The organism is Xanthomonas sp. NCPPB 1638 (assembly GCF_041475635.2).
Classification (GTDB): Bacteria; Pseudomonadota; Gammaproteobacteria; order Xanthomonadales; family Xanthomonadaceae; genus Xanthomonas; species Xanthomonas cucurbitae.
On record NZ_CM192984.1, the window covers coordinates 827,607 to 846,245 of the forward strand.

17 protein-coding genes and 1 pseudogene are annotated in these 18,639 nt (G+C 67.3%); 9 read left to right on the forward strand and 9 right to left on the reverse strand.

What is annotated here, in order from left to right:
- Positions 1-136: 136 nt before the first annotated feature.
- The gene (gene ahpC, locus ACCQ13_RS03475; protein ID WP_003488826.1) at positions 137-700 is read right to left on the reverse strand and encodes an alkyl hydroperoxide reductase subunit C; all 564 of its coding nucleotides are present in this window, start codon (positions 698-700) and stop codon (positions 137-139) included.
- A 200-nt stretch (positions 701-900) separates the two neighbouring features.
- Here ahpC and prmC point away from each other — a divergent pair, with 200 nt between their 5' ends.
- Together prmC and pip are read left to right on the forward strand one after the other, a co-directional pair.
- The gene (gene prmC / locus ACCQ13_RS03480; protein ID WP_104602649.1) at positions 901-1,755 is read left to right on the forward strand and encodes a peptide chain release factor N(5)-glutamine methyltransferase; all 855 of its coding nucleotides are present in this window, start codon (positions 901-903) and stop codon (positions 1,753-1,755) included.
- 138 nt (positions 1,756-1,893) lie between these two features.
- Complete coding sequence (gene pip, locus ACCQ13_RS03485) at positions 1,894-2,835, forward strand: prolyl aminopeptidase (protein WP_159406650.1); 942 nt, start codon at positions 1,894-1,896, stop codon at positions 2,833-2,835.
- Positions 2,836-3,431: 596 nt separating this feature from the next.
- Here the strand turns inward: pip and ACCQ13_RS03490 are convergent.
- From ACCQ13_RS03490 to ACCQ13_RS03505, 4 genes are read right to left on the reverse strand one after another with little or no spacing between them, the layout of a single operon-like run.
- Entirely contained in the window at positions 3,432-4,217 is a 786-nt protein-coding gene (locus ACCQ13_RS03490; RefSeq protein ID WP_104602647.1) for an N-formylglutamate amidohydrolase, read from the reverse strand.
- The gene (locus tag ACCQ13_RS03495; RefSeq protein ID WP_167526822.1) at positions 4,210-4,761 is read right to left on the reverse strand and encodes an NUDIX hydrolase; all 552 of its coding nucleotides are present in this window, start codon (positions 4,759-4,761) and stop codon (positions 4,210-4,212) included. The genes ACCQ13_RS03490 and ACCQ13_RS03495 overlap by 8 nt, the downstream gene beginning before the upstream one ends.
- The gene (locus ACCQ13_RS03500) at positions 4,758-5,744 is read right to left on the reverse strand and encodes a 5'-3' exonuclease (RefSeq protein ID WP_104602646.1); all 987 of its coding nucleotides are present in this window, start codon (positions 5,742-5,744) and stop codon (positions 4,758-4,760) included. The genes ACCQ13_RS03495 and ACCQ13_RS03500 overlap by 4 nt, the downstream gene beginning before the upstream one ends.
- Positions 5,741-6,316 (reverse strand): nitroreductase family protein, encoded by a 576-nt coding sequence (locus ACCQ13_RS03505; protein ID WP_104602645.1) that lies wholly within the window; start codon positions 6,314-6,316, stop codon positions 5,741-5,743. Before ACCQ13_RS03505 ends, ACCQ13_RS03500 begins: the two co-directional genes overlap by 4 nt.
- Before the next feature lie 473 nt (positions 6,317-6,789).
- Here ACCQ13_RS03505 and pacR point away from each other — a divergent pair, with 473 nt between their 5' ends.
- A complete protein-coding gene (pacR, locus tag ACCQ13_RS03510) occupies positions 6,790-9,141 on the forward strand; it encodes a PacR family protein (RefSeq protein WP_104602644.1) in 2,352 nt (783 codons plus the stop codon).
- Positions 9,142-9,274: 133 nt separating this feature from the next.
- On the forward strand, positions 9,275-10,363 hold the full coding sequence (locus ACCQ13_RS03515; RefSeq protein WP_159406651.1) for an NAD(P) transhydrogenase subunit alpha: 1,089 nt from the start codon (positions 9,275-9,277) through the stop codon (positions 10,361-10,363).
- A 127-nt stretch (positions 10,364-10,490) separates the two neighbouring features.
- On the opposite strand, the gene ACCQ13_RS03520 is transcribed toward ACCQ13_RS03515, so the two are convergent.
- The 3 genes from ACCQ13_RS03520 to ACCQ13_RS03530 are packed head-to-tail and all read right to left on the reverse strand — an operon-like array spanning position 10,491 to position 11,880.
- On the reverse strand, positions 10,491-10,970 hold the full coding sequence (locus tag ACCQ13_RS03520) for a DUF3106 domain-containing protein (RefSeq protein WP_104602720.1): 480 nt from the start codon (positions 10,968-10,970) through the stop codon (positions 10,491-10,493).
- A 5-nt stretch (positions 10,971-10,975) separates the two neighbouring features.
- The gene (locus ACCQ13_RS03525) at positions 10,976-11,323 is read right to left on the reverse strand and encodes a hypothetical protein (protein WP_104602642.1); all 348 of its coding nucleotides are present in this window, start codon (positions 11,321-11,323) and stop codon (positions 10,976-10,978) included.
- Positions 11,320-11,880 (reverse strand): RNA polymerase sigma factor, encoded by a 561-nt coding sequence (locus ACCQ13_RS03530; RefSeq protein ID WP_104602641.1) that lies wholly within the window; start codon positions 11,878-11,880, stop codon positions 11,320-11,322. The genes ACCQ13_RS03525 and ACCQ13_RS03530 overlap by 4 nt, the downstream gene beginning before the upstream one ends.
- A gap of 114 nt (positions 11,881-11,994) precedes the next feature.
- Between ACCQ13_RS03530 and ACCQ13_RS03535 the strand changes: the two genes are divergently transcribed.
- Both ACCQ13_RS03535 and ACCQ13_RS03540 read left to right on the forward strand, forming a co-directional pair.
- Positions 11,995-12,303, forward strand: a complete 309-nt coding sequence (locus tag ACCQ13_RS03535; RefSeq protein WP_159406652.1) for an NAD(P) transhydrogenase subunit alpha part 2 — start codon at positions 11,995-11,997, stop codon at positions 12,301-12,303.
- Positions 12,300-13,757, forward strand: coding sequence for an NAD(P)(+) transhydrogenase (Re/Si-specific) subunit beta (locus ACCQ13_RS03540; RefSeq protein ID WP_159406653.1), 1,458 nt, complete (start codon positions 12,300-12,302; stop codon positions 13,755-13,757). The genes ACCQ13_RS03535 and ACCQ13_RS03540 overlap by 4 nt, the downstream gene beginning before the upstream one ends.
- 587 nt (positions 13,758-14,344) lie before the next feature.
- Here the strand turns inward: ACCQ13_RS03540 and ACCQ13_RS03545 are convergent.
- Positions 14,345-14,764, reverse strand: coding sequence for a hypothetical protein (locus ACCQ13_RS03545; RefSeq protein WP_159406654.1), 420 nt, complete (start codon positions 14,762-14,764; stop codon positions 14,345-14,347).
- Between the two features lie 174 nt (positions 14,765-14,938).
- Here ACCQ13_RS03545 and sufT point away from each other — a divergent pair, with 174 nt between their 5' ends.
- The 3 genes and pseudogenes from sufT (at position 14,939) to ACCQ13_RS03560 (ending at position 18,542) form a co-directional block, all read left to right on the forward strand.
- Positions 14,939-15,493, forward strand: a complete 555-nt coding sequence (sufT, locus tag ACCQ13_RS03550) for a putative Fe-S cluster assembly protein SufT (RefSeq protein WP_104602637.1) — start codon at positions 14,939-14,941, stop codon at positions 15,491-15,493.
- A 65-nt stretch (positions 15,494-15,558) separates the two neighbouring features.
- Complete coding sequence (locus ACCQ13_RS03555) at positions 15,559-16,644, forward strand: branched-chain amino acid aminotransferase (RefSeq protein ID WP_104602636.1); 1,086 nt, start codon at positions 15,559-15,561, stop codon at positions 16,642-16,644.
- A gap of 324 nt (positions 16,645-16,968) precedes the next feature.
- Positions 16,969-18,542: pseudogene (locus ACCQ13_RS03560) on the forward strand (S8 family serine peptidase).
- Positions 18,543-18,639 lie beyond the last annotated feature (97 nt).

Consider the following 18,639-nt stretch of genomic DNA (forward strand, 5'->3'; position numbering starts at 1 on the left):
AGCTCGCCTGGGGAGGAAGGGGTGAACCGCAGCCGGCGCGCGGTGGGGAGGCGTGCTGGCGATGGCGGGCGGACAGTCCGGCACCGGCTCCGGTTCACCCCCGGCCCGGAATACCGGGCCAGGGATGCGCGGCGGCTTAGATCTTGCCGACCAGGTCCAGCGACGGAGCCAGGGTCTTGGCGCCTTCCTTCCACTTGGCCGGGCAGACCTGGCCAGGATTGTTGGCCACGAACTGCGCCGCGGTCAGCTTGCGCAGCGTCTCGGTGACGTCGCGAGCGATGGAGTTGTCGTGGATTTCCAGGGTCTTGATGACGCCTTCCGGATTGATGATGAAGGTGCCGCGCAGCGCCAGGCCTTCTTCTTCAATGTGCACGCCGAAGGCGCGGGTCAGCTTGTGTGTCGGGTCGCCGATCAGCGGGAACTGTGCCTTGCCCACGGCCGGGGAGGTTTCGTGCCATACCTTGTGCGAGAAATGCGTATCGGTGGTGACGATGTAGACCTCGGCGCCTGCCTTCTGGAACGCGGCATAGTTGTCGGCGGCGTCTTCCACTTCGGTCGGGCAGTTGAAGGTGAATGCGGCCGGCATGAAGATCAGCACCGACCACTTGCCCTTCAGGCTGGCCTCGGTCACTTCGATGAAGTTGCCATTGTGGTACGCATTGGCCTTGAACGGCTGGACCTGGGTGTTGATGAGAGACATTCAGTTTCCTCGTGCGATGAAGGGGGAGGGGGATGGAACAGGCGCCATGGTAGGCAGGATCGATAGATTCCTCAAATCGATTAATGGGATTGCATAGATAGTCTTCGGCTATCGACCTTGTAGGCGGCATCTGCCGAAACGCTGCGGGCAGCGGTCCCGGATAATGGTCCGCCGAGGTTTCCCACGAGTGGCTGAATCGTATGAGCGATGTGTCCGGCGGTCTTGCTGCCGATCAATTGCTGCACCGGGCAGCGCAACGCATCGATCGCCGCGATGCCGAGCCGCTGCTGCTGCATGCCCTGGGCCGCGACCGCGCCTGGTTGTTCGCGCACGGCCGCGATCCGGTGCCGGCGCCCCTCGCCACCGCGTTCGAAGCCCTGGTGCAGCGGCGTGTGGCCGGCGAGCCGGTGGCCTACCTGACCGGCTCGCGTGGCTTCTGGACGCTGGATCTGGAGGTGTCCCCGGCCACGCTGATCCCGCGCGCCGATACCGAAACGCTGGTGGAGCTGGCCCTGGAGCGGCTGGACCACGCCCCAGGCCGCCGGGTGGCCGACCTGGGCACCGGCAGTGGCGCGATCGCCCTGGCCCTTGCCAGCGAACGCCCGCAGGCCCAGGTGGTCGCCACCGACGCCAGTGCGGCCGCGCTGGCCGTCGCCCGACGCAACGCCGATCGTCATCGCCTATCGAACGTGCAGTTCCGCCACGGCAGCTGGTTCGTGCCGCTGGCGGGCGAGCGCTTCGACCTGATCGCGAGCAACCCTCCGTATATCGCCGCCGGCGACCCGCATCTGGCGCAGGGCGATCTGCGCCACGAACCGGCCAGCGCACTGGCTTCCGGCAGCGATGGGCTGGACGATATCCGCCAGATCGTGGCCGATGCACCGGCGCACCTGCGCAGCGGCGGGTGGTTGCTGCTTGAGCATGGCTGGGATCAGGGTGAGGCGGTGGCGGCCTTGCTGCGCACGCATGGATTCGCTCGGGTGGCCACGCATCGGGATCTGGAACAGCGCGATCGGGTGAGCCTGGGCTGCTGGGAGCCGGGCGTGGCGGTGTGAGGCGCCCGGCCGCTGCCGTGCGTTGGGCCAGGCAGCGTCACGCGCAGTGGCGTGCACGATCGCGCACCGTGCCAGATCCAGGGGCGGTGCCCCTCACGGCGGGCCGATACAATCAACGCTTTCGCCCAGGACCGACGCATGCGCACGCTCTATCCCGAGATCGCCCCCTACGAGCAGGGCAGCCTGCAGGTCGACGACCGCCACACGCTGTATTTCGAACAGTGCGGCAACCCGCAAGGCAAACCGGTGGTCCTGCTGCACGGCGGCCCGGGTGGCGGTTGCAACGCCAAAATGCGGCGCTTCCACGACCCGGCCAAGTACCGCATCGTGCTGTTCGACCAGCGCGGTTCGGGCCGTTCCACCCCGCATGCCGATCTCACCGACAACACCACCTGGGATCTGGTGGCCGACATCGAACGCCTGCGCACGCACCTGGGCATCGAGCGTTGGCAGGTGTTCGGTGGCAGCTGGGGCTCGACGCTGGCGCTGGCCTATGCACAGACCCACCCGCAGCAGGTCACCGAGCTGGTGCTGCGCGGCATCTTCCTGCTGCGCCGCTTCGAGCTGGAATGGTTCTACCAGGAAGGTGCCAGCCGGCTGTTCCCGGATGCCTGGGAGCACTACATCAACGCGATTCCGACCGAGGAACGTGGCGACCTGATCGCCGCCTTCCATCGCCGCCTGACCAGCGACGACGAGGCCACGCGGCTGGCCGCCGCCAAGGCCTGGAGCGTGTGGGAAGGCGCCACCAGCTTCCTGCATGTGGACGAGGACTTCGTTACCGGGCACGAGGACGCGCACTTTGCGTTGGCCTTCGCCCGCATCGAGAACCACTACTTCGTCAACCAGGGCTTCTTCGAGGTGGAAGGCCAGTTGCTGCGCGACGCGCACCGCATCGCCGACATTCCCGGCGTGATCGTGCACGGCCGTTACGACGTGGTCTGCCCGCTGCAAAGCGCCTGGGATCTGCACAAGGTGTGGCCGAAGGCGCAGCTGCAGATCAGCCCGGCTGCAGGGCATTCGGCGTTCGAGCCGGAAAATGTCGATGCGCTGGTGCGTGCGACGGATCGGTTTGCCTGATTGCCGTGACGTGTGCCGCGACGCGGGAAACCCGTCATAACGGCGTGGGTCGCCCGTCCCCCGCGCGAAGGGCACGTCCTCTGTAGGAGCGCACCTGGGCGCGAGGGGCTTTATCGGTAAGGCATTCGCGCCCAGGTGCGCTCCTACGTGTGTACCTGTTGTTTGCCCCTGTGTGTAGCAAGACGGTCACCGTGGCAGCAGGCCCTCGGCCAGCGGCGGCTCAGTCCGGCTCCAGGTCGAGCCGGAAAATGTCGATGCGCTGGCGCGCGCGAAGGGCACGTCCTCTGTAGGAGCGCACCTGGGCGCGAGGGGCCTTATCGGTAAGGCATTCGCGCCCAGGTGCGCTCCTACGTGTGTACCTGTTGTTTGTCCCTGTGTGTAGCAAGACGGTCACCGTGGCAGCAGGCCCTCGGCCAGCGGCGGCTCAGTCCGGCTCCAGGTCGAGCCGGAAAGTGTCGATGCGCTGGCGCGCGCGCGAAGGGCAGGTCCTCTGTAGGAGCGCACCTGGGCGCGAGGGGCTTTATCGGTAAGGCATTCGCGCCCAGGTGCGCTCCTACGTGGGGACCTGTTGTTTGTCCCCGTGTGCTGCAAGACGGTCACCGTGGCAGCAGAGCCTCGGCCAGCGGCGGCAGGATGCGCGCCAATCGCTGCGCCCATGCCATTTGCCCGGCGGCATCGGCAATCAGGTCCTGGCGGATCTCCAGTTCCACATGCGGCAGGCCGCGGCCTTCGCCGTAGACCGGAATGGCGTAGTCGGTGGCATCGCTCACCGCATACGGCTGGTTGTCGCCAACCACCAAGTCCGGTTCCGCGCGCAAGGCGTCCAGCAGGCGATGCGCCAGCCGGGTGTCGCGGTGGTACAGCACGCCGGCATGCCAAGGACGCGCCTGGCCGGCCATCACGGGGGTGAAGCTGTGCATGGAGACCAGCAGCGTCGGTTGCCGGCGTGCAGTGCGCGCGTCCAGCTCGGCGGCAATGCGGTCGTGGTACGGCGCGAAGATGGCATCGATGCGCTGCTGGCGCTCAGCCAGCGTCAGCTGCAGATTGCCGGGCACCGTGGTGCCGTCGCTGATGTCCGGTATCCGGCTGGCGGCGCCATCGGGCCGGTTGCAGTCGATTACCAGCCGCGAATAGGTCTGGGTGATGGCAACCGCATCCAGCGCCTCGGCCAGCAGGCGGGTGACCTGCGCAATGCCGATATCCCAGCCGATATGGCGGTTCAGCTCAAACTGCGGCAGGCCCAGGTTGGCCAGCCGTGCCGGCACGCGTTGGCCGGCATGGTCGGCGATCAATAGCCAGGGCGATGCGGCCTGCGCGTTGTAGACGGTGAACGGCGCCGGATCCTCGGCACCCAGCAAGGGATCGACCACGGCATCAGCCATGCGGGGTGCCGTCCAGCGCGTGGTCGGCCAGGTACAGGCCGGCCCATAGCTTGGGGTCCATCTGGTAGCCCTCGGCCATCTTCTGCACCAGCCAGACGCCGACCTGCGTGCGCGGGATTTCATGCACGGTGATGTCTTCGCTGGCATCGCCGCCGCCGGCGCCGACCTTGCGCAGCCCGGTGGCGCGCACGAAGGCGATCCTCTCGCTGCTGGCGCCGGCCGAGCTGGGGCCGATCATCAGCACTTCCGCGTGGTCCGCGGTCCAGCCGGTTTCTTCTTCCAGCTCGCGGATGGCCGACAGTTCGATCGATTCGCCGGCATGCACGTCGCCCACCAGCCCGGCCGGCATTTCGATGGTGCGGGCCTGCAGCGGCACGCGGAACTGCTCGACGAACAGCATCGCATCGTCCGGGGTCACCGCCACGATGATCGCGGCCAGGCCGCCGGCATGCACGCGCTCGGAGTACTCCCAGGTGCCGCGCACCACCATGCGCTGGTACTTGCCTTCGTAGACCACGGTGGGCGGCGTGTCGTGTCGGTTCATGCAGTCGGGCCTTCGGACAGGGAGGTGGGAGGAAGTGGTGGCGTGGGGGCGGTGCAGGCGGCCAGCAGCCGCCGGCGCGTGAGCGGGCCAAAGCGCAGGCTCTCGCAGAGCCCGGTCACCATGTCGGGATCGGCCGGCGCACGCGTGAAACCAGTCGCGGCCAGGTCCAGTGGTGCATCCAGCGCAATGGTGGTGAGCTGGCGCCACAGCAGCGCATGTTCGCGTTGTTCGCGCAGCCGCGCCGCCATCTGCGCGGCGCCGCGCAGGCGCAGGAACGGGATCTCGTCGATGCGCTCCAGCAGTGCATCCAGGCTGCCAAAATGCGCCAGCAGCACCGCCGCCGATTTGGCGCCAATACCGGTGATGCCAGGAATGTTGTCGATCGCATCGCCGCACAGCGCCAGGTAGTCGGCGATCTGGTGGGCATGCACGCCATGGCGTGCCTTCACTCCGTCCATGCCCCAGCGCAGATTGCGCGCGTAGTCCCATTGCTCGTCGTGTTCGAACAACAGCTGCGACAGGTCCTTGTCGGCCGAGACGATGACCCCGCGCAGGCCGTGCCCGCGCGCGCTGTGCAGGGCGCTGCCGATCAGGTCGTCGGCCTCGTACTCGCGGTGGGCCAGCACGCTCAGCCCCAGCGCCGCACACAGCGCCTTGCAATGGGCGAACTGGCGCCGCAACGCGTCCGGCGCCAGTTCGCGGTTGGCCTTGTAGGCGGGGTAGATCGCATGCCGGAAGCAGCTGTCCAGCGCCTCGTCGAAGGCGATGGTGATGTATTGCGGTTGCTCGCGTTCGAGCAGGTCCAGCAAAAAGCGCGCAAACCCGTGCACGGCGTTGGTCGGCCAGCCCTGCGCGTCCTGGAATTCATCCGGAATCGAATGCCAGGCGCGAAACACGTACAGGCTGGCATCCACCAGGTACAGCGGCTCCGGTCGCGGGCCGCCCGGCAGCGCCGCTGCAATGGCGCCGGGCAGCGTGCTCATGGGGTCCAGTCGCGCAGCAGGGTACGCGGGTCCGGGCGCTCGCGTTCGGGCACCTGCAGGCGCGGCGTCCCGATATGGATGAAGCCGGCGATGCGTTCGTGTTCCTGCAGGCCCAGGTAGCCGCCCACGGCCGGGTCGTAGGCCATCCACGCGGTCAGCCATTGCGCGCCGAAGCCATGCGCCTGCGCGGCCTGCAGCAGCGCAAAACACACGCAGCCGGCAGTGAGCAGTTGCTCCTGCTCGGGCACCTTGTGGTCCGGCCGCAGCGTGGCGATCACCACGATCACCAGCGGCGCATCGTTGAAGCGGTTGCGGTCTTTTTCCACCGCCGCCGGCGGTGTCAACGGATCGGCGGCCTGGGTGCGCTCGGCGAGGAAATCGCCCAATGCGTGGCGTGCATCGCCTTGGATACGCAGGAACCGGAACGGCACCAGCTTGCCGTGGTCGGGCACGCGCACGGCCGAGGTCAGCATGCGCAGCAGGGTGTCTTCATCCGGGCCGGGTTCGCCCAACTGCTTGGAGGGGACCGAGCGACGCGCATCCAGCGCCTGAAGCGAATACGGTGCGTGCATGGATCAGTGTTCTGGGGGAGTGCGGCAATTATAGACGGGCGCTACCCGAGGCCTGCCGCCGCCCGGCAGACGGGGACACCGCACGCCGAGGTGACAGCGGCATCTGCGTGTTGATGGCGGCCGCCACGCGAGGCGATGGCGTTGTGTTCCAACGCAGCGCTTCGATCGCATCGACAACCGCGGGACGCTGCTTTCCAAGAGCTTATGCACACTGCAGGAAACGAGCTGGACAGGGCGTGTCGAACGCTTAACCCCGACCCGGGTATAACCGTGCGTGGCAGGCTCCACCATGGCGTTGCGAGCTAGGATGGAAAGAGAAAACGCTATCCCTGGACGGTCACGAGTAAAGTGAGATATTCGTCACACTTAGCGAGCGAGCGAAACGCCTACCATGCTGTAGCGGAAGTTGGGGCCGCGTCTGTTTCTTTTCGTTCTGAAATTTTCACGCCTGCAGAGGCGGGGAGCCTTTGCGCATGACCTTCCAGCCCAGTCCGTCGGGACACCCGGGCCGTGACCAACGCTTGCTCGTGCAGGCGCACGACGTGTTCGTGCCGCCGCTCGTGCAGGTATTTGCAGCTGCCGTTGCACATTTCGACGATGTGCTGTTCGATCGTGCCGAATCGGCCGGCAGCTCGCAATTGCTGTTTCTGGATGGCATGCGCGAATTGCGGCGCAAGCGCGAGGACGTGGCGCGGCAATTCCGGCAACAACTGGAGGACGGCTGGCAGGCGCTGCTGCTGGGAACGCCGTTGTCGGCCGAGGTGGTGCTGGCGGGTGAGCTGGGTGCCGGTCCGTTGAGCCTGGTGCCCGAACACGTACTCGAATCGCGGCTGGCGGTGCGCAACCTGGCGACCGTGCTGCTGCGCGATTTCAAGCAGGTGCTGGCGCGCGTGAATCGCCGTCTGGGCTGGATCGCCGGTGGCCTGGAGTTGGTGGCCGATACCAATCCGTTCGGGCCGGAGCATCTGGGCGTGGCGATCCACGAAGCCTTCGCCACCTGCGACCTGGCGCCGGAAGTGCGCCTGGTACTCATCAAGCTGTGCGAGCGCGATCTGGCCGAGCCGATCGGCAAGCTCTACGCGCGCCTGGACGAAACCTTGGTCAAGGCGGGGGTGATGCCAGAAATTTCCCAGCCCAGGCGCGTCCCTTCGCCACGCATGCCGGCACCTGACGCCATGGCGGAGCCGCAGTCGGAAACCACGCACGCCGGCGCAGGCGAGGGCGAGGATCCGAACGATCAGTACGCGCCGGCTTGGGCCAATCGCTTTCTGGATCGCTGGGCGCACAGCCGTGGACGCATGCAGGCGGCCGCGCAGCGCGGCCATGCAGAGGGCGTTGGCGGCGGCATGGACGGCGGTGACGCCGATCATCCCGGCGGTAGCCAGGGCATGTTGCTGGATGCATTGCACGAACTGTTGCGGCAGACCCGCACCGCGCGCGACAGCGCCGCTTCCGCTGCCTCGGTGGCAGTGGGGCAGCAGCGCCCGTTGAGCCAGCGCGAGATGATGTCGGTGCTGTCGCTGCTGCAGGCCACACCCAGCACGACCCTGCAGGCAGCGATCGGCGACGACAACGAATCGCTCGCGCAGCGGTTGAAGAACGAAGTCCTCAACAGCGCCACGCGGCTGGGCGTGGACCCGGCCACCGCCAAACTCGATCCGATGGACGAAGATGCCATCGATCTGGTCGGCATGCTGTTCGACGTGATGCTGGACGAACGTGACCTGGAGAACCGCTCGCGCGAGATGATCGGCCGGTTGGTGGTGCCCTTCATCAAGGTCGCGCTGCTGGATCGCAAGATGTTCGTGCAGAAGACCCACCCGGCACGGCGCCTGCTCAATTCGCTGGCCGAGGCGTGCGAGGGCAATACCGGCGACAGCGCTGCAGAGCGCGTGTTGATGGGCAAGGTGGAGGAAATCGTCGACCGGTTGGTGGCCGAATTCAACGAGAACCTGGCGATCTTCCTGACCCTGGAAGAGGAATTCCGCGATTTTCTGTCGCAGCACCGCCGGCGGGTGGAGATCGCCGAACGTCGTGCCACTGAAACCCAGCGTGGCCAGGAAAAGCTTGAACTGGCGCGTGGCCGCGCACTGGCGGAATTGGTGCAACGGGTGCCCGAGGGCGCGGACCTGCCGCGGGCGGTGGAGGAGTTCCTGCGCCAGCCGTGGCTGCATCATCTGACCATGGCGATCCTGCGCGACGGCGAGGATGGCCCGGGCACGCTGGAAGCGCTGGCGCTGGCCGACGGGATGCTGGAAGAACTGGGCCAGGCACGCCGCTATATCATCGGCAAGCCGTGGTTGCAGGTCTGGCAGCCGGCCCTGCACCGTGTGTTTGCCAGCGTGGGCCTGCATGGCGATGCGACGGTGGTGGCCATCACCGCGCTGCACGACACCTTGCAGGCGATCGCCGAGGCCCGCCCGGATCTGGAAAAGGCGCTGCCGGAACTGCCGCAGGTCAACCTGCCGCCGCCGGCGACCGAAAGCGTCAGCGTGGTGCTGGGGGCCGACGCGGCGGCACAGGGCATCGACAGCGCCGACGCCGAGCGCTTCCGCGCGATGGATATCGGTACCTGGCTGGATTTCGTCGACAAGGACGGCAAGGTGCAGGCGGGCAAGCTGTCGTGGGTGAGCCCGATCTCGCAGCGATTGTTGTTCGTCAACCGGCGCGGCGTGCGCTTCTGTGTGGCCTCGCCGGAAGAACTGGCGGTGATGGTGCGGCTGGGGCGCCTGCGCGAGCACATCAACGACGGCGCGTTCGACAGCGCGATGCAGGGCGTGATCGACCGGCTGGATCCGCTGCACACCAACAGCACGGTGCACTGAGCGCGCTACCGTCTGTCGCTGTGGCGTTGACCGCTATGGCTGTTGCGTGGATGGGCCGGGGGCGCAGCGACGCCAGCGCGCACCGCGCGCTCTGCTAGCATCGCCGCTACTGGAGCGCGAGACCGGAGCAACCATGGCTGTGCAGGTGCTGGTGCTGAAAGAACGGGCGGCAGGCGAACGCCGGGTGGCCGCGACGCCGGAAACGGTCAAGAAGATGGTCGCGCTCGGCGCCCACGTCTGGATCGAGCCGGACGCCGGTCGCGCCAGCGCCATGGACGATGCCGCGTATGTGGCCGCCGGTGCGCAGCCTGCCGACGCGCAGACGCTGGCGCAGGCCGACGTCCTGCTTTGCGTGCAGGCACCGCCCACCGAGTTGCTGTTGCAATGCAAGGTGCAGGCGGTGGTGATCGGCATGCTTGCACCCGATGCCGACCCTGCCCGCGCGCAGGCGATTGCCGGGCGCGAGCTGATCGCGTTTGCATTGGAGCGGCTGCCGCGTACCACCCGCGCGCAGGCGATGGACGTGCTGAGTTCGCAGGCGGGCATGGCCGGCTACAAGGCGGTGCTGATCGCCGCGCAACTGGCGCCGCGCTTCTTTCCAATGCTGACCACCGCGGCAGGCACCCTGCGCCCGTGCAAGGTGCTGGTGATCGGTGCCGGTGTGGCGGGCCTGCAGGCGATTGCCACCGCCAAGCGGCTGGGCGCGCAGGTGGAAGGCTTTGACGTGCGGCCGGAAACGCGCGAACAGATCGCCTCGTTGGGCGCACGCTTTCTGGATCTGGGCGTCAGCGCCGCCGGCGAAGGCGGCTATGCGCGCCAGCTGACCGACGATGAACGCGCCGAACAGCAGCGCCGCCTGGCCGACCACCTCAAGGGCGTGGACGTGGTGGTGTGCACTGCGGCGGTGCCCGGGCGGCCCGCGCCGAAGATCGTGACCATCGACATGGTGCGTGGCATGCGCGCTGGCAGCGTGATCGTGGATCTGGCCGCGGAAACCGGCGGCAATTGCGCCGCCACGCGCGCGGGCGAAACCTATGAGCTGGACGGCGTGACGATTGCCGGCCCGCTGAATCTGGCCAGCCAGGGCGCGGTGCACGCCAGTGAGATGTTCGCGCGCAACGTCCACGCGTTCGTGGCCTTGTTGCTCAAGGACGGCGCGCTGGCATTCGATTGGGACGATGAGTTGCTCGCCAAGACGCGGTGGTCGGCGCCGACGGGGTAGTCCGGCCAATCGGTTGCCCGCAACGTCGAACCTGCCGTCTGTTTGTAGGAGCGTGCCTGCGCGCGACGGCGCGTTACCGGGAATGCCCGTCGCGCTCGGGCGCGCTCCTGCGACCGGGGAGGGCGGGTCAATCCTCCGTGGGCGGATGCGCGCGCAGCCAGGTGCTGCGTTCGGCCGGGCTCATCGTCTGCCAGCGTTGCTGTAGTGCATTGCGCTGTTGGGGAGTGAGCGTGCGCATGCGGTCGAACAAGGTCCTGGCTTCGCGGCGTTGCTCCGGGCTCATGTTGCGGAAGCGGTCCATGCCGGCCTTGGCCTGCTTGCGCTGCTCGGGCGTCATGTCCAGCCAGCGGCGGGCGTGGCGATACATCCGCGGGCGCTCTTCGGGCACGTCGTTCCAGCGTTCGCGCAAGGCGTCGATCAGCACCTGACGCTGTGGCGGGCTGAGCTGGTCCCAATCGGGCATCGAGGTCTGGTTGCGCGCGCCGGGGCCGTGCGGTCCGGGACCATCCAGCGGCTTCGGACCCGGTGGCTGGTCCTGTGCCAGCAACGGCGCACATGGCCCGGCGCAGAGCAACAGGGTCAACAGCAGGCGGGTGATGCGGGTCATCGTGCTCATTCCATGGCCAGGGCGGTGTTGGACCCGAGCCAGACGTACAGGTCCGGGTCCTGGGTGAGAAGGTCGTCGGTTTCGGTGCTCGCGGTAGTGTCGGCGAGCGCCTGGGTGGGCGGCGGCTGCGGCGTGGTGTGGTCGCCGGGCCGCAGTTGCAGGCCGATCCCGACCGCCAGCAACGCCGAGCAGGCGGTGGCCAGCAGCCAATGGCCGCGGCGCAAGCGCGCGGCGGGCGCCTGGCGGGCCTGGCGCAGGCGCGCCAGTGTCTGCGGCGGCAGGCTGTCGAGGGCGTTGGCGTGCAGCTGGCGCAGCTGCGCATCGAACTGGGCCGGATCGTGGGAGCGGTTCACAGGAAATCCTCAAACTGTTTTTGCAGCGCATCGCGGGCGCGCGACAGGTGCGTCTTGACCGAGCCTTCGGAGCAGCCCATCGCCTTGGCGGTGGTGGCCACGTCCAGATCCTCCAGCACGCGCAGGGTGAAGGCTTCGCGCTGGCGTGCCGGCAGGCCGCGCAGCGCGTGGACCAGCCGCTGATAAGCCTGCTGGTGTTGCTGTTGCCCGGCCGGGCCGACGCCGGGGTCGGCCCAGTCGATGTGACCTTCGTCATCGCTGCGCTCGGCTGGCGCCCAGAACTTCAAACGAAAGCTGCGCCGGCGCTGCAGGTCGATGATGCGGCTGCGCAGGATGCTCCAGAACAGCGGCGTCCATTCTTCGGCCGGGCGCTCGCGGTAACCGAGCAGCTTCACCATGGCGTCCTGCACGGCATCCAGCGCGTCTTCGCGATGACGCAGGCCGGCCTCGGCAAAGCGGAACGCACGCGGGCCGATGCCGGCCAGGAAGGCATCCAGCGACACGGGGGCGGCGGCCGGGGCCGCAGGCTGCGGATCGAAAGGGGTTCCCACCAGCACAGCGTAGCTTCCGCGAGGACGATACGACGTCAACGGCTGAGTGACGGTTCGGTTGACACGCCCGCTGGATGGGTATGATCGGCAGGGCCGCACCGGCCAGTGGAGCGATCGACCATGAGTGACGGTTTCGTAGCGCTGTACATCTTCATGCTGGCGGCCATCGCTGGCCACGTCATCATCTCGCGGGTGCCGGTGATCCTGCATACGCCGCTGATGTCCGGGTCCAACTTCATCCATGGCATCGTGCTGATCGGGGCGATGGTGGTGCTGGGACATGCCGATACCACGCTGGAGAAGGCGCTGGGCTTCGTGGCCGTGGCGCTGGGCGCGGGCAATGCCGCCGGCGGCTACGTGGTGACCGAGCGCATGCTGGACATGTTCAAGCCCAGCCGTCGCAAGCCGCCGGGCGGGGAGGCGCCGTGAACGTGTCCACTCCCGAGTTGTTGTCGTGGCTGGTCAAATCCAGCTACCTGGTGGCCGCCACCTTGTTCCTGCTGGGCCTGCAACGCATGGCCTCGCCACTGACCGCGCGCAGCGGCATCCGCTGGGCCGGGCTGGGCATGCTGATCGCCACGGTCGCCACGTTCTTCCTGCCCGAATTGCACAACGTGCCGCTGATCCTGGCGGCGCTGGCGATCGGTACCGGGGTGGCGTGGTGGTCGGCCAGGAAGGTGGCCATCACCGACATGCCGCAGATGGTGGCCCTGTACAACGGCATGGGTGGCGGCTCGGCGGCGGCGATCGGGGCGGTGGAACTGCTGCGGTTCTCGTTCCTTGCCAACCGAGACACCGCGCACTGGAGCGCGCAGGCTATCGCCGAACTGGCCGCACGGCGGCCGGACACCACCACCGTGGTGCTGGCGGTGATCGGCTCGGCCATCGGTGCGGTGTCCTTGTCCGGTTCGATCATCGCCTGGGCCAAGCTCGACGGAAGGCTCGACCGGCGGGTGACCTTCCCCGGCCAGCAGGTTTTCAACCTGGTGGTGGCACTGGCGGGGGTGGTGCTCGGCATCTGGGCAGCGAGCAGCCTGCAGCCGGCGGCGATCATCGGCTTCTTCGTGGTGGCGCTGGCGCTGGGCGTGCTGATGACGCTGCCGATCGGTGGCGCCGACATGCCGGTGGTGATCTCGCTGTACAACGCCTTCACCGGGTTGGCGGTGGCCTTCGAAGGTTATGTGCTGGGCAACGAAGCGCTCATCATCGCCGGCATGATGGTGGGCGCGGCCGGCATCCTGCTGACGCGGCTGATGGCCAAGGCGATGAACCGGCCGATCAGCGGCGTGCTGTTTTCCAACTTCGGCGGGGGCGGGCAGGCGCAGGACATCGGCGGCGTGCAAAAACCCATCGAGGCCGGCGACGTGGCCGCGATGATGGCCTTCGCCGAGCGGGTGGTGATCGTGCCCGGCTACGGCATGGCGGTGGCGCAGGCGCAGCACAAGATCTGGGAGCTGGCGCAGCGCCTGATCGCGCGTGGGGTCAAGGTGACGTTCGCGATCCATCCGGTGGCCGGGCGCATGCCCGGGCATATGAACGTTCTGCTTGCCGAAGCCGGCGTGCCCTACGACCTGATCGCCGACATGGACGACATCAATCCGGAATTCGCCAGCACCGATGTGTCGCTGGTGATCGGCGCCAACGACGTGGTCAACCCGGTGGCCAAGACCGACCCGGCCAGCCCGATCTACGGCATGCCGATCCTGGACGTGGTCGATTCACGCAACACGGTGGTCATCAAGCGCGGCAAGGGCACCGGATTTGCCGGCATCGAGAACGCGCTGTTCTACGCTGACAATACCCGCATGCTCTATGGCGACGGCGCAGAGGCCGCCAGTGCCCTGGTCAGCGAATTGAAGGCCCTGGATGGCGGCGGGCATTGAGCGTTTGGTGTATTGCGGTCGCGCTCGACTGCGCAGGTGACAAGCCAACGGTCGGTCGGGTGTGCGCCGTGGTGTTGCCAGGTGCGCTCAGATGCCCGGATCACACGTCCTGCGCGTCGAGTGCGCGGTGCCCTCACCGCCTGCGGGACACGCCGTGAATCCATCCATGCAGGCTCGATGGCGGCATCCCTGCCGCCAACGGTCCCGCAAGCGGCGAGGAGACCGCACCGGAGAGTTGGCTGGTGGGTTTATTGAAGAGCGAAGACACCGCACGTGGACGGTCGCTCGGTTGAAACGCTGCACACCGACCAACGTGACTTGGTCCTTGCCCGCTCACCGTCGGGGGACCTTATGCGGCATGGATGCCGCATAAGAGCCTTAATCTACAGGGACGTACTTGCGACGTGTCCTGCGATGGGGGGCGGGCAAGGGCCCCACAGCAAGCACGCAGCGCTTTCCCAGATATCGCTGAGTGGTCGCAAACCAGCAACGATGGCGTTTGAGGAGCCACGTCACGCGAAACGGCACGGGTGACACATCAGCGTCAAGCAACTCCTGGGTTGGCGACTGCAACGGCCGCACCGGAGTCAGCGCGCGGCCCACCCTGCCAGCACCAGCGCGGTGGCGTAGCACAGCAGGTCGAAGCCGTTGGTGGCCAGTTGCAGCAGGGTCCAGGCCAGGTGGGGCCCCATTTTCTGCGCCGAGTTCCAAGGGTCCAGGCCCAGTGGCCCGCCGAACTGGGCCGAGGCGATGCCCCAGTTGGCCCCGACGATGACCAGCGCGGTTGCCACCACCGCCATGCCGATCCGCAACGGGCCGCGACGCAAGGTGCCCAGGCGCAGCATCCAGGCCGCCTCCAGCGCGACCAGTACCGCCATCCAGCCGGCCTGGTTGCCGAGCGTCAGGGCGATGAGCAGCCAGGCGATGAGCGCGGTGGCGCATCCCAGCAGCAGGAGCGGGGGCCAGAGCCAGTGGGCGGTTCTGGCGGACGCGGAAGTGGGCGGCATTGGAGCTCCTGGCAGTGCCGACATGATAGAGCGCATCGCACACGTTGCGCTGCCCTGCATGCCCGGATGGAATGCAGCGTCGCTGCCGCTTGCTGCGATCGCCAGGGCCGGCGTCGCCGCGCTCGGCTAGAATGGCCGACTTGCGCGCGTCTGGCGCGGCCCCATATCCAGCCCATGTATTCCCGTAGCAGCGAACCCGTCCAGTTCGAACGCGATTGCGATGCCGTCATGGTGCCGCAGGGCGATTCGGTGACCCTGCCCGCCGGCAGTTACGGCTACATCACCCAGGCGCTGGGTGGCAGCTATACCGTGTTTGTCGAAGGCAACCTGTTCCGCATTGCCGGAAAGGACGGCGATGCGATCGGCAAGCAAGCCCCGCCGGGGCTGGAGCTGCCCGACAACGCCAGTGACGAGGAGGTCGAAGCGCTGGTGTGGCAGCAGCTGCGCACCTGCTTCGATCCGGAGATTCCGTTCAACATCGTCGATCTGGGCCTGGTGTACGAAGCGGTGCTGGGCCATCGCGAGGAAGATCGCCAGCGGCGGGTGGACGTCAAGATGACGCTCACCGCGCCCGGCTGCGGCATGGGCGAGATTCTGGTCGACGACGTGCGCAGCAAGCTGGAAATGATTCCGACCATTGCCGAGGCCGATGTCGAGCTGGTGTTCGACCCGCCATGGGGCCGGCATATGATGTCCGAAGCGGCCCGTCTCGAGACCGGCATGCTCTGATCGCCAGGCGCCATGTCCACCGATGTGGCGCTGCGTCCTTTCGCCCGCCATACAGGAATCTTCCGGTGTCCGTGTCCTTCGCTTCCACCCGTTCCCCGTCGCCGCGCACGGCCGACGAACTGTCCGTGATCCTCGCCGCGCCCGGCTTCGGGCTGCATTTCACCGACCACATGGTCGCCATCTCCTGGAGCAGCGAGCAGGGCTGGCATGACGCGCAGGTGCGCGCCTACGGCCCGCTGCAGCTGGATCCGGCTGCCTCGGTGCTGCATTACGGCCAGGAGATCTTCGAAGGCATCAAGGCCTACCGGCATGCCGATGGGTCGATCTGGACCTTCCGCCCTGACGCCAATGGCGCGCGCCTGCAGCGCTCCGCGCGGCGTCTGGCGCTGCCGGAACTGCCGGTGGACCTGTTTGTCGAATCGCTGCGCCAGCTGGTGGCCGTGGATGGCGGCTGGGTGCCGTCGGCACCGGAAACCAGCCTGTATTTCCGCCCCTTCATGATTGCCGATGAGGCCTTCCTGGGCGTGCGCGCCGCGCACAAGGCCTCGTACTACGTGATCGCCAGCCCGGCCGGCCCGTATTTCGCCAAGGGCGTGGCGCCGGTGTCGATCTGGTTGTCCACCGAGTACGCGCGTGCTGCCAAGGGCGGCACCGGCGCGGCCAAGTGTGGTGGCAACTACGCCGCTTCCCTGCTGCCGCAGCAAAAGGCCCAGGCCCAGGGCTGCTCGCAGGTGCTGTTCCTGGACCCGGTGGAAGGCAAGTACATCGAAGAGCTGGGCGGCATGAACGTGTTCCTGGTCTACAAGGACGGCACGCTGGTGACGCCGGAATTGTCCGGCAGCATCCTGGAAGGCATCACCCGCGACAGCATCCTGCAGCTGGCCCGCGACCGTGGTATGCGCGTGGTCGAGCGCAAGGTCGCCATCGACGAGTGGAAGCAGGGCGTGGCCTCCGGCGAGATCGCCGAGGTGTTCGCCTGTGGCACGGCGGCGGTGGTCACCCCGATCGGCGAGCTCAAGGGCGAGGGATTTGCGGTCGGCAATCTCGCCGCGCCGGCGGGCGAAGTCACCATGTCGTTACGCCAGGAGCTGACCGACATCCAGTACGGGCGCCTCCCGGACCGCCACGGCTGGTTGGTACGTTTGTCCTAAACCAGCGCTCGACGGCACAAAACAGGCCTCCGCGTGTCAGCGCGGGGGCTTTTTTGTGCTCAATTCGATCGCTATGCAGCAAAGACAGCCTAACCAAGTCGCCTGAATGGGCGAAGCGGGCTGAACATGACTGCCGTGTGTCACAGGTTGGCAAATTAGTTTCTGGAAATGCCAATTATGTATTGTTCGGTTCGTTTCAAGTGGGTTAGGTTCGCTGAACGGATCGATAACAAAAGGGGCGATCCGGGGCTCGGCACCAAACAGTACAGATGTTGCCGATTACACCGCCACGGCGGCTATCTTTTTGATCTGGAAGGGAATTCGATGTCGAACGCAGCTCTGCACACGCGCCGTCGCGTGCTCACCATCGCCAGCGCCACCGCGCTGACCTCCCTGGTGCTGGCCACCCCGGCCTTTGCCGGCGAGGTCTACCTGGATGGCCTGGCCAGTGCCCCGACCCACCAGAAATTCATCGTGACCTACAAGGACGGCGCCACCGCGCTGGCCAACCCCACCGCCCTGGGCACCTCGCTGCGTGCCGCCGCGCGGGCGATGCCGGCCAGGGCCGGCAAGGCGCTGGGCCTGAACCCGGTCCGCCGCCTGGCGCTGGGACCGGAGCTGGTCAAGACCGATCGCGCGCTGGATCGTGTCGAAGCCGAGGCGCTGATGCGCCAGCTGGCCGCAGATCCGAGCGTGCAGGCCGTGGAAGTGGACCAGCTGCTGCACGCCACGCTGACCCCCAACGACGCCCGCCTGTCCGAGCAGTGGGCATTTGGCACCACCAATGCCGGCCTCAACATCCGCTCGGCCTGGGACAAGTCCTCCGGTGCCAATGTGGTGGTGGCGGTGATCGATACCGGCATTACCAACCATCCGGACCTGAACGCGAACATGCTGCCGGGCTATGACTTCATCACCGATGCCAGCACCGCGCGCGACGGTGACGGGCGTGACAGCAACGCTGCCGACGAAGGCGACTGGAACTCGACGTCGGGCTGTGCCATTTCCAATTCCAGCTGGCACGGCACCCATGTCGCCGGCACGGTGGCGGCAGTGACCAACAACACCACCGGCGTAGCGGGTACTGCCTTCAATGCCAAGGTGGTACCGGTGCGCGTGCTGGCAATGGCGCGGTTTCGCGTGGTACCACCGTGGTAGTGGCAGCCGGTAACAGTTCGGCCAATGTCTCCACCGCGTTGCCGGCCAATTGCAACAACGTGATCGCGGTGGCGGCCACCACCACGGCCGGCGCCCGGGCCAGTTATTCCAACTTCGGTGCCGGGATCGATGTGTCCGCACCAGGCTCGGGGATCCTGTCCACGCTCAATAGCGGCACCACCACGCCAGGCAACGCCAGCTATGCGTCCTAAGATGGCACCTCGATGGCGGCGCCGCATGTGGCCGGCGTGGTTGCTCTGGTGCAGTCGGTCGCTCCGGCGCCATTGACGCCCGCGGCGGTGGAAACCCTGCTGAAGAACACGGCGCGGGCACTGCCGGGTGCGTGTTCGGGCGGTTGCGGTGCTGGCATCGTCAATGCCGATGCCGCGGTGACAGCGGCGCGCGACGGCGAGAATGGTGGTGGCGGTGGTGGTGGCAACACCCTCAGCAATGGCACCCCGGTCACGGGGCTGACCGCAGCGACGGGCGCAGAGCTGAACTACACCATCACCGTGCCCGCCGGCAGCGGCACGCTGACGGTAGCCATCAGTGGCGGTAGCGGCGATGCGGATCTGTATGTCCGTGCCGGCAGTGCGCCGACCGACACCGCCTACGCCTGCCGGCCGTTTCTCGACGGCAATACTGAAACCTGCAACATCAGTGCACCCTCGGGAACCTATTTCGTGCGCGTCAAGGCCTTCAGCACGTTCTCCGGTGTAACCCTCAGGGCCAGCTACTAAGGCTCGCCGCCGCACACGGGCGCTGCCCACCGGCCTGGCCGGCAGGTGCAGCGCGCCGTCACTGATGACTTCGCGATGTGCTGCCCACGCCTGTCAC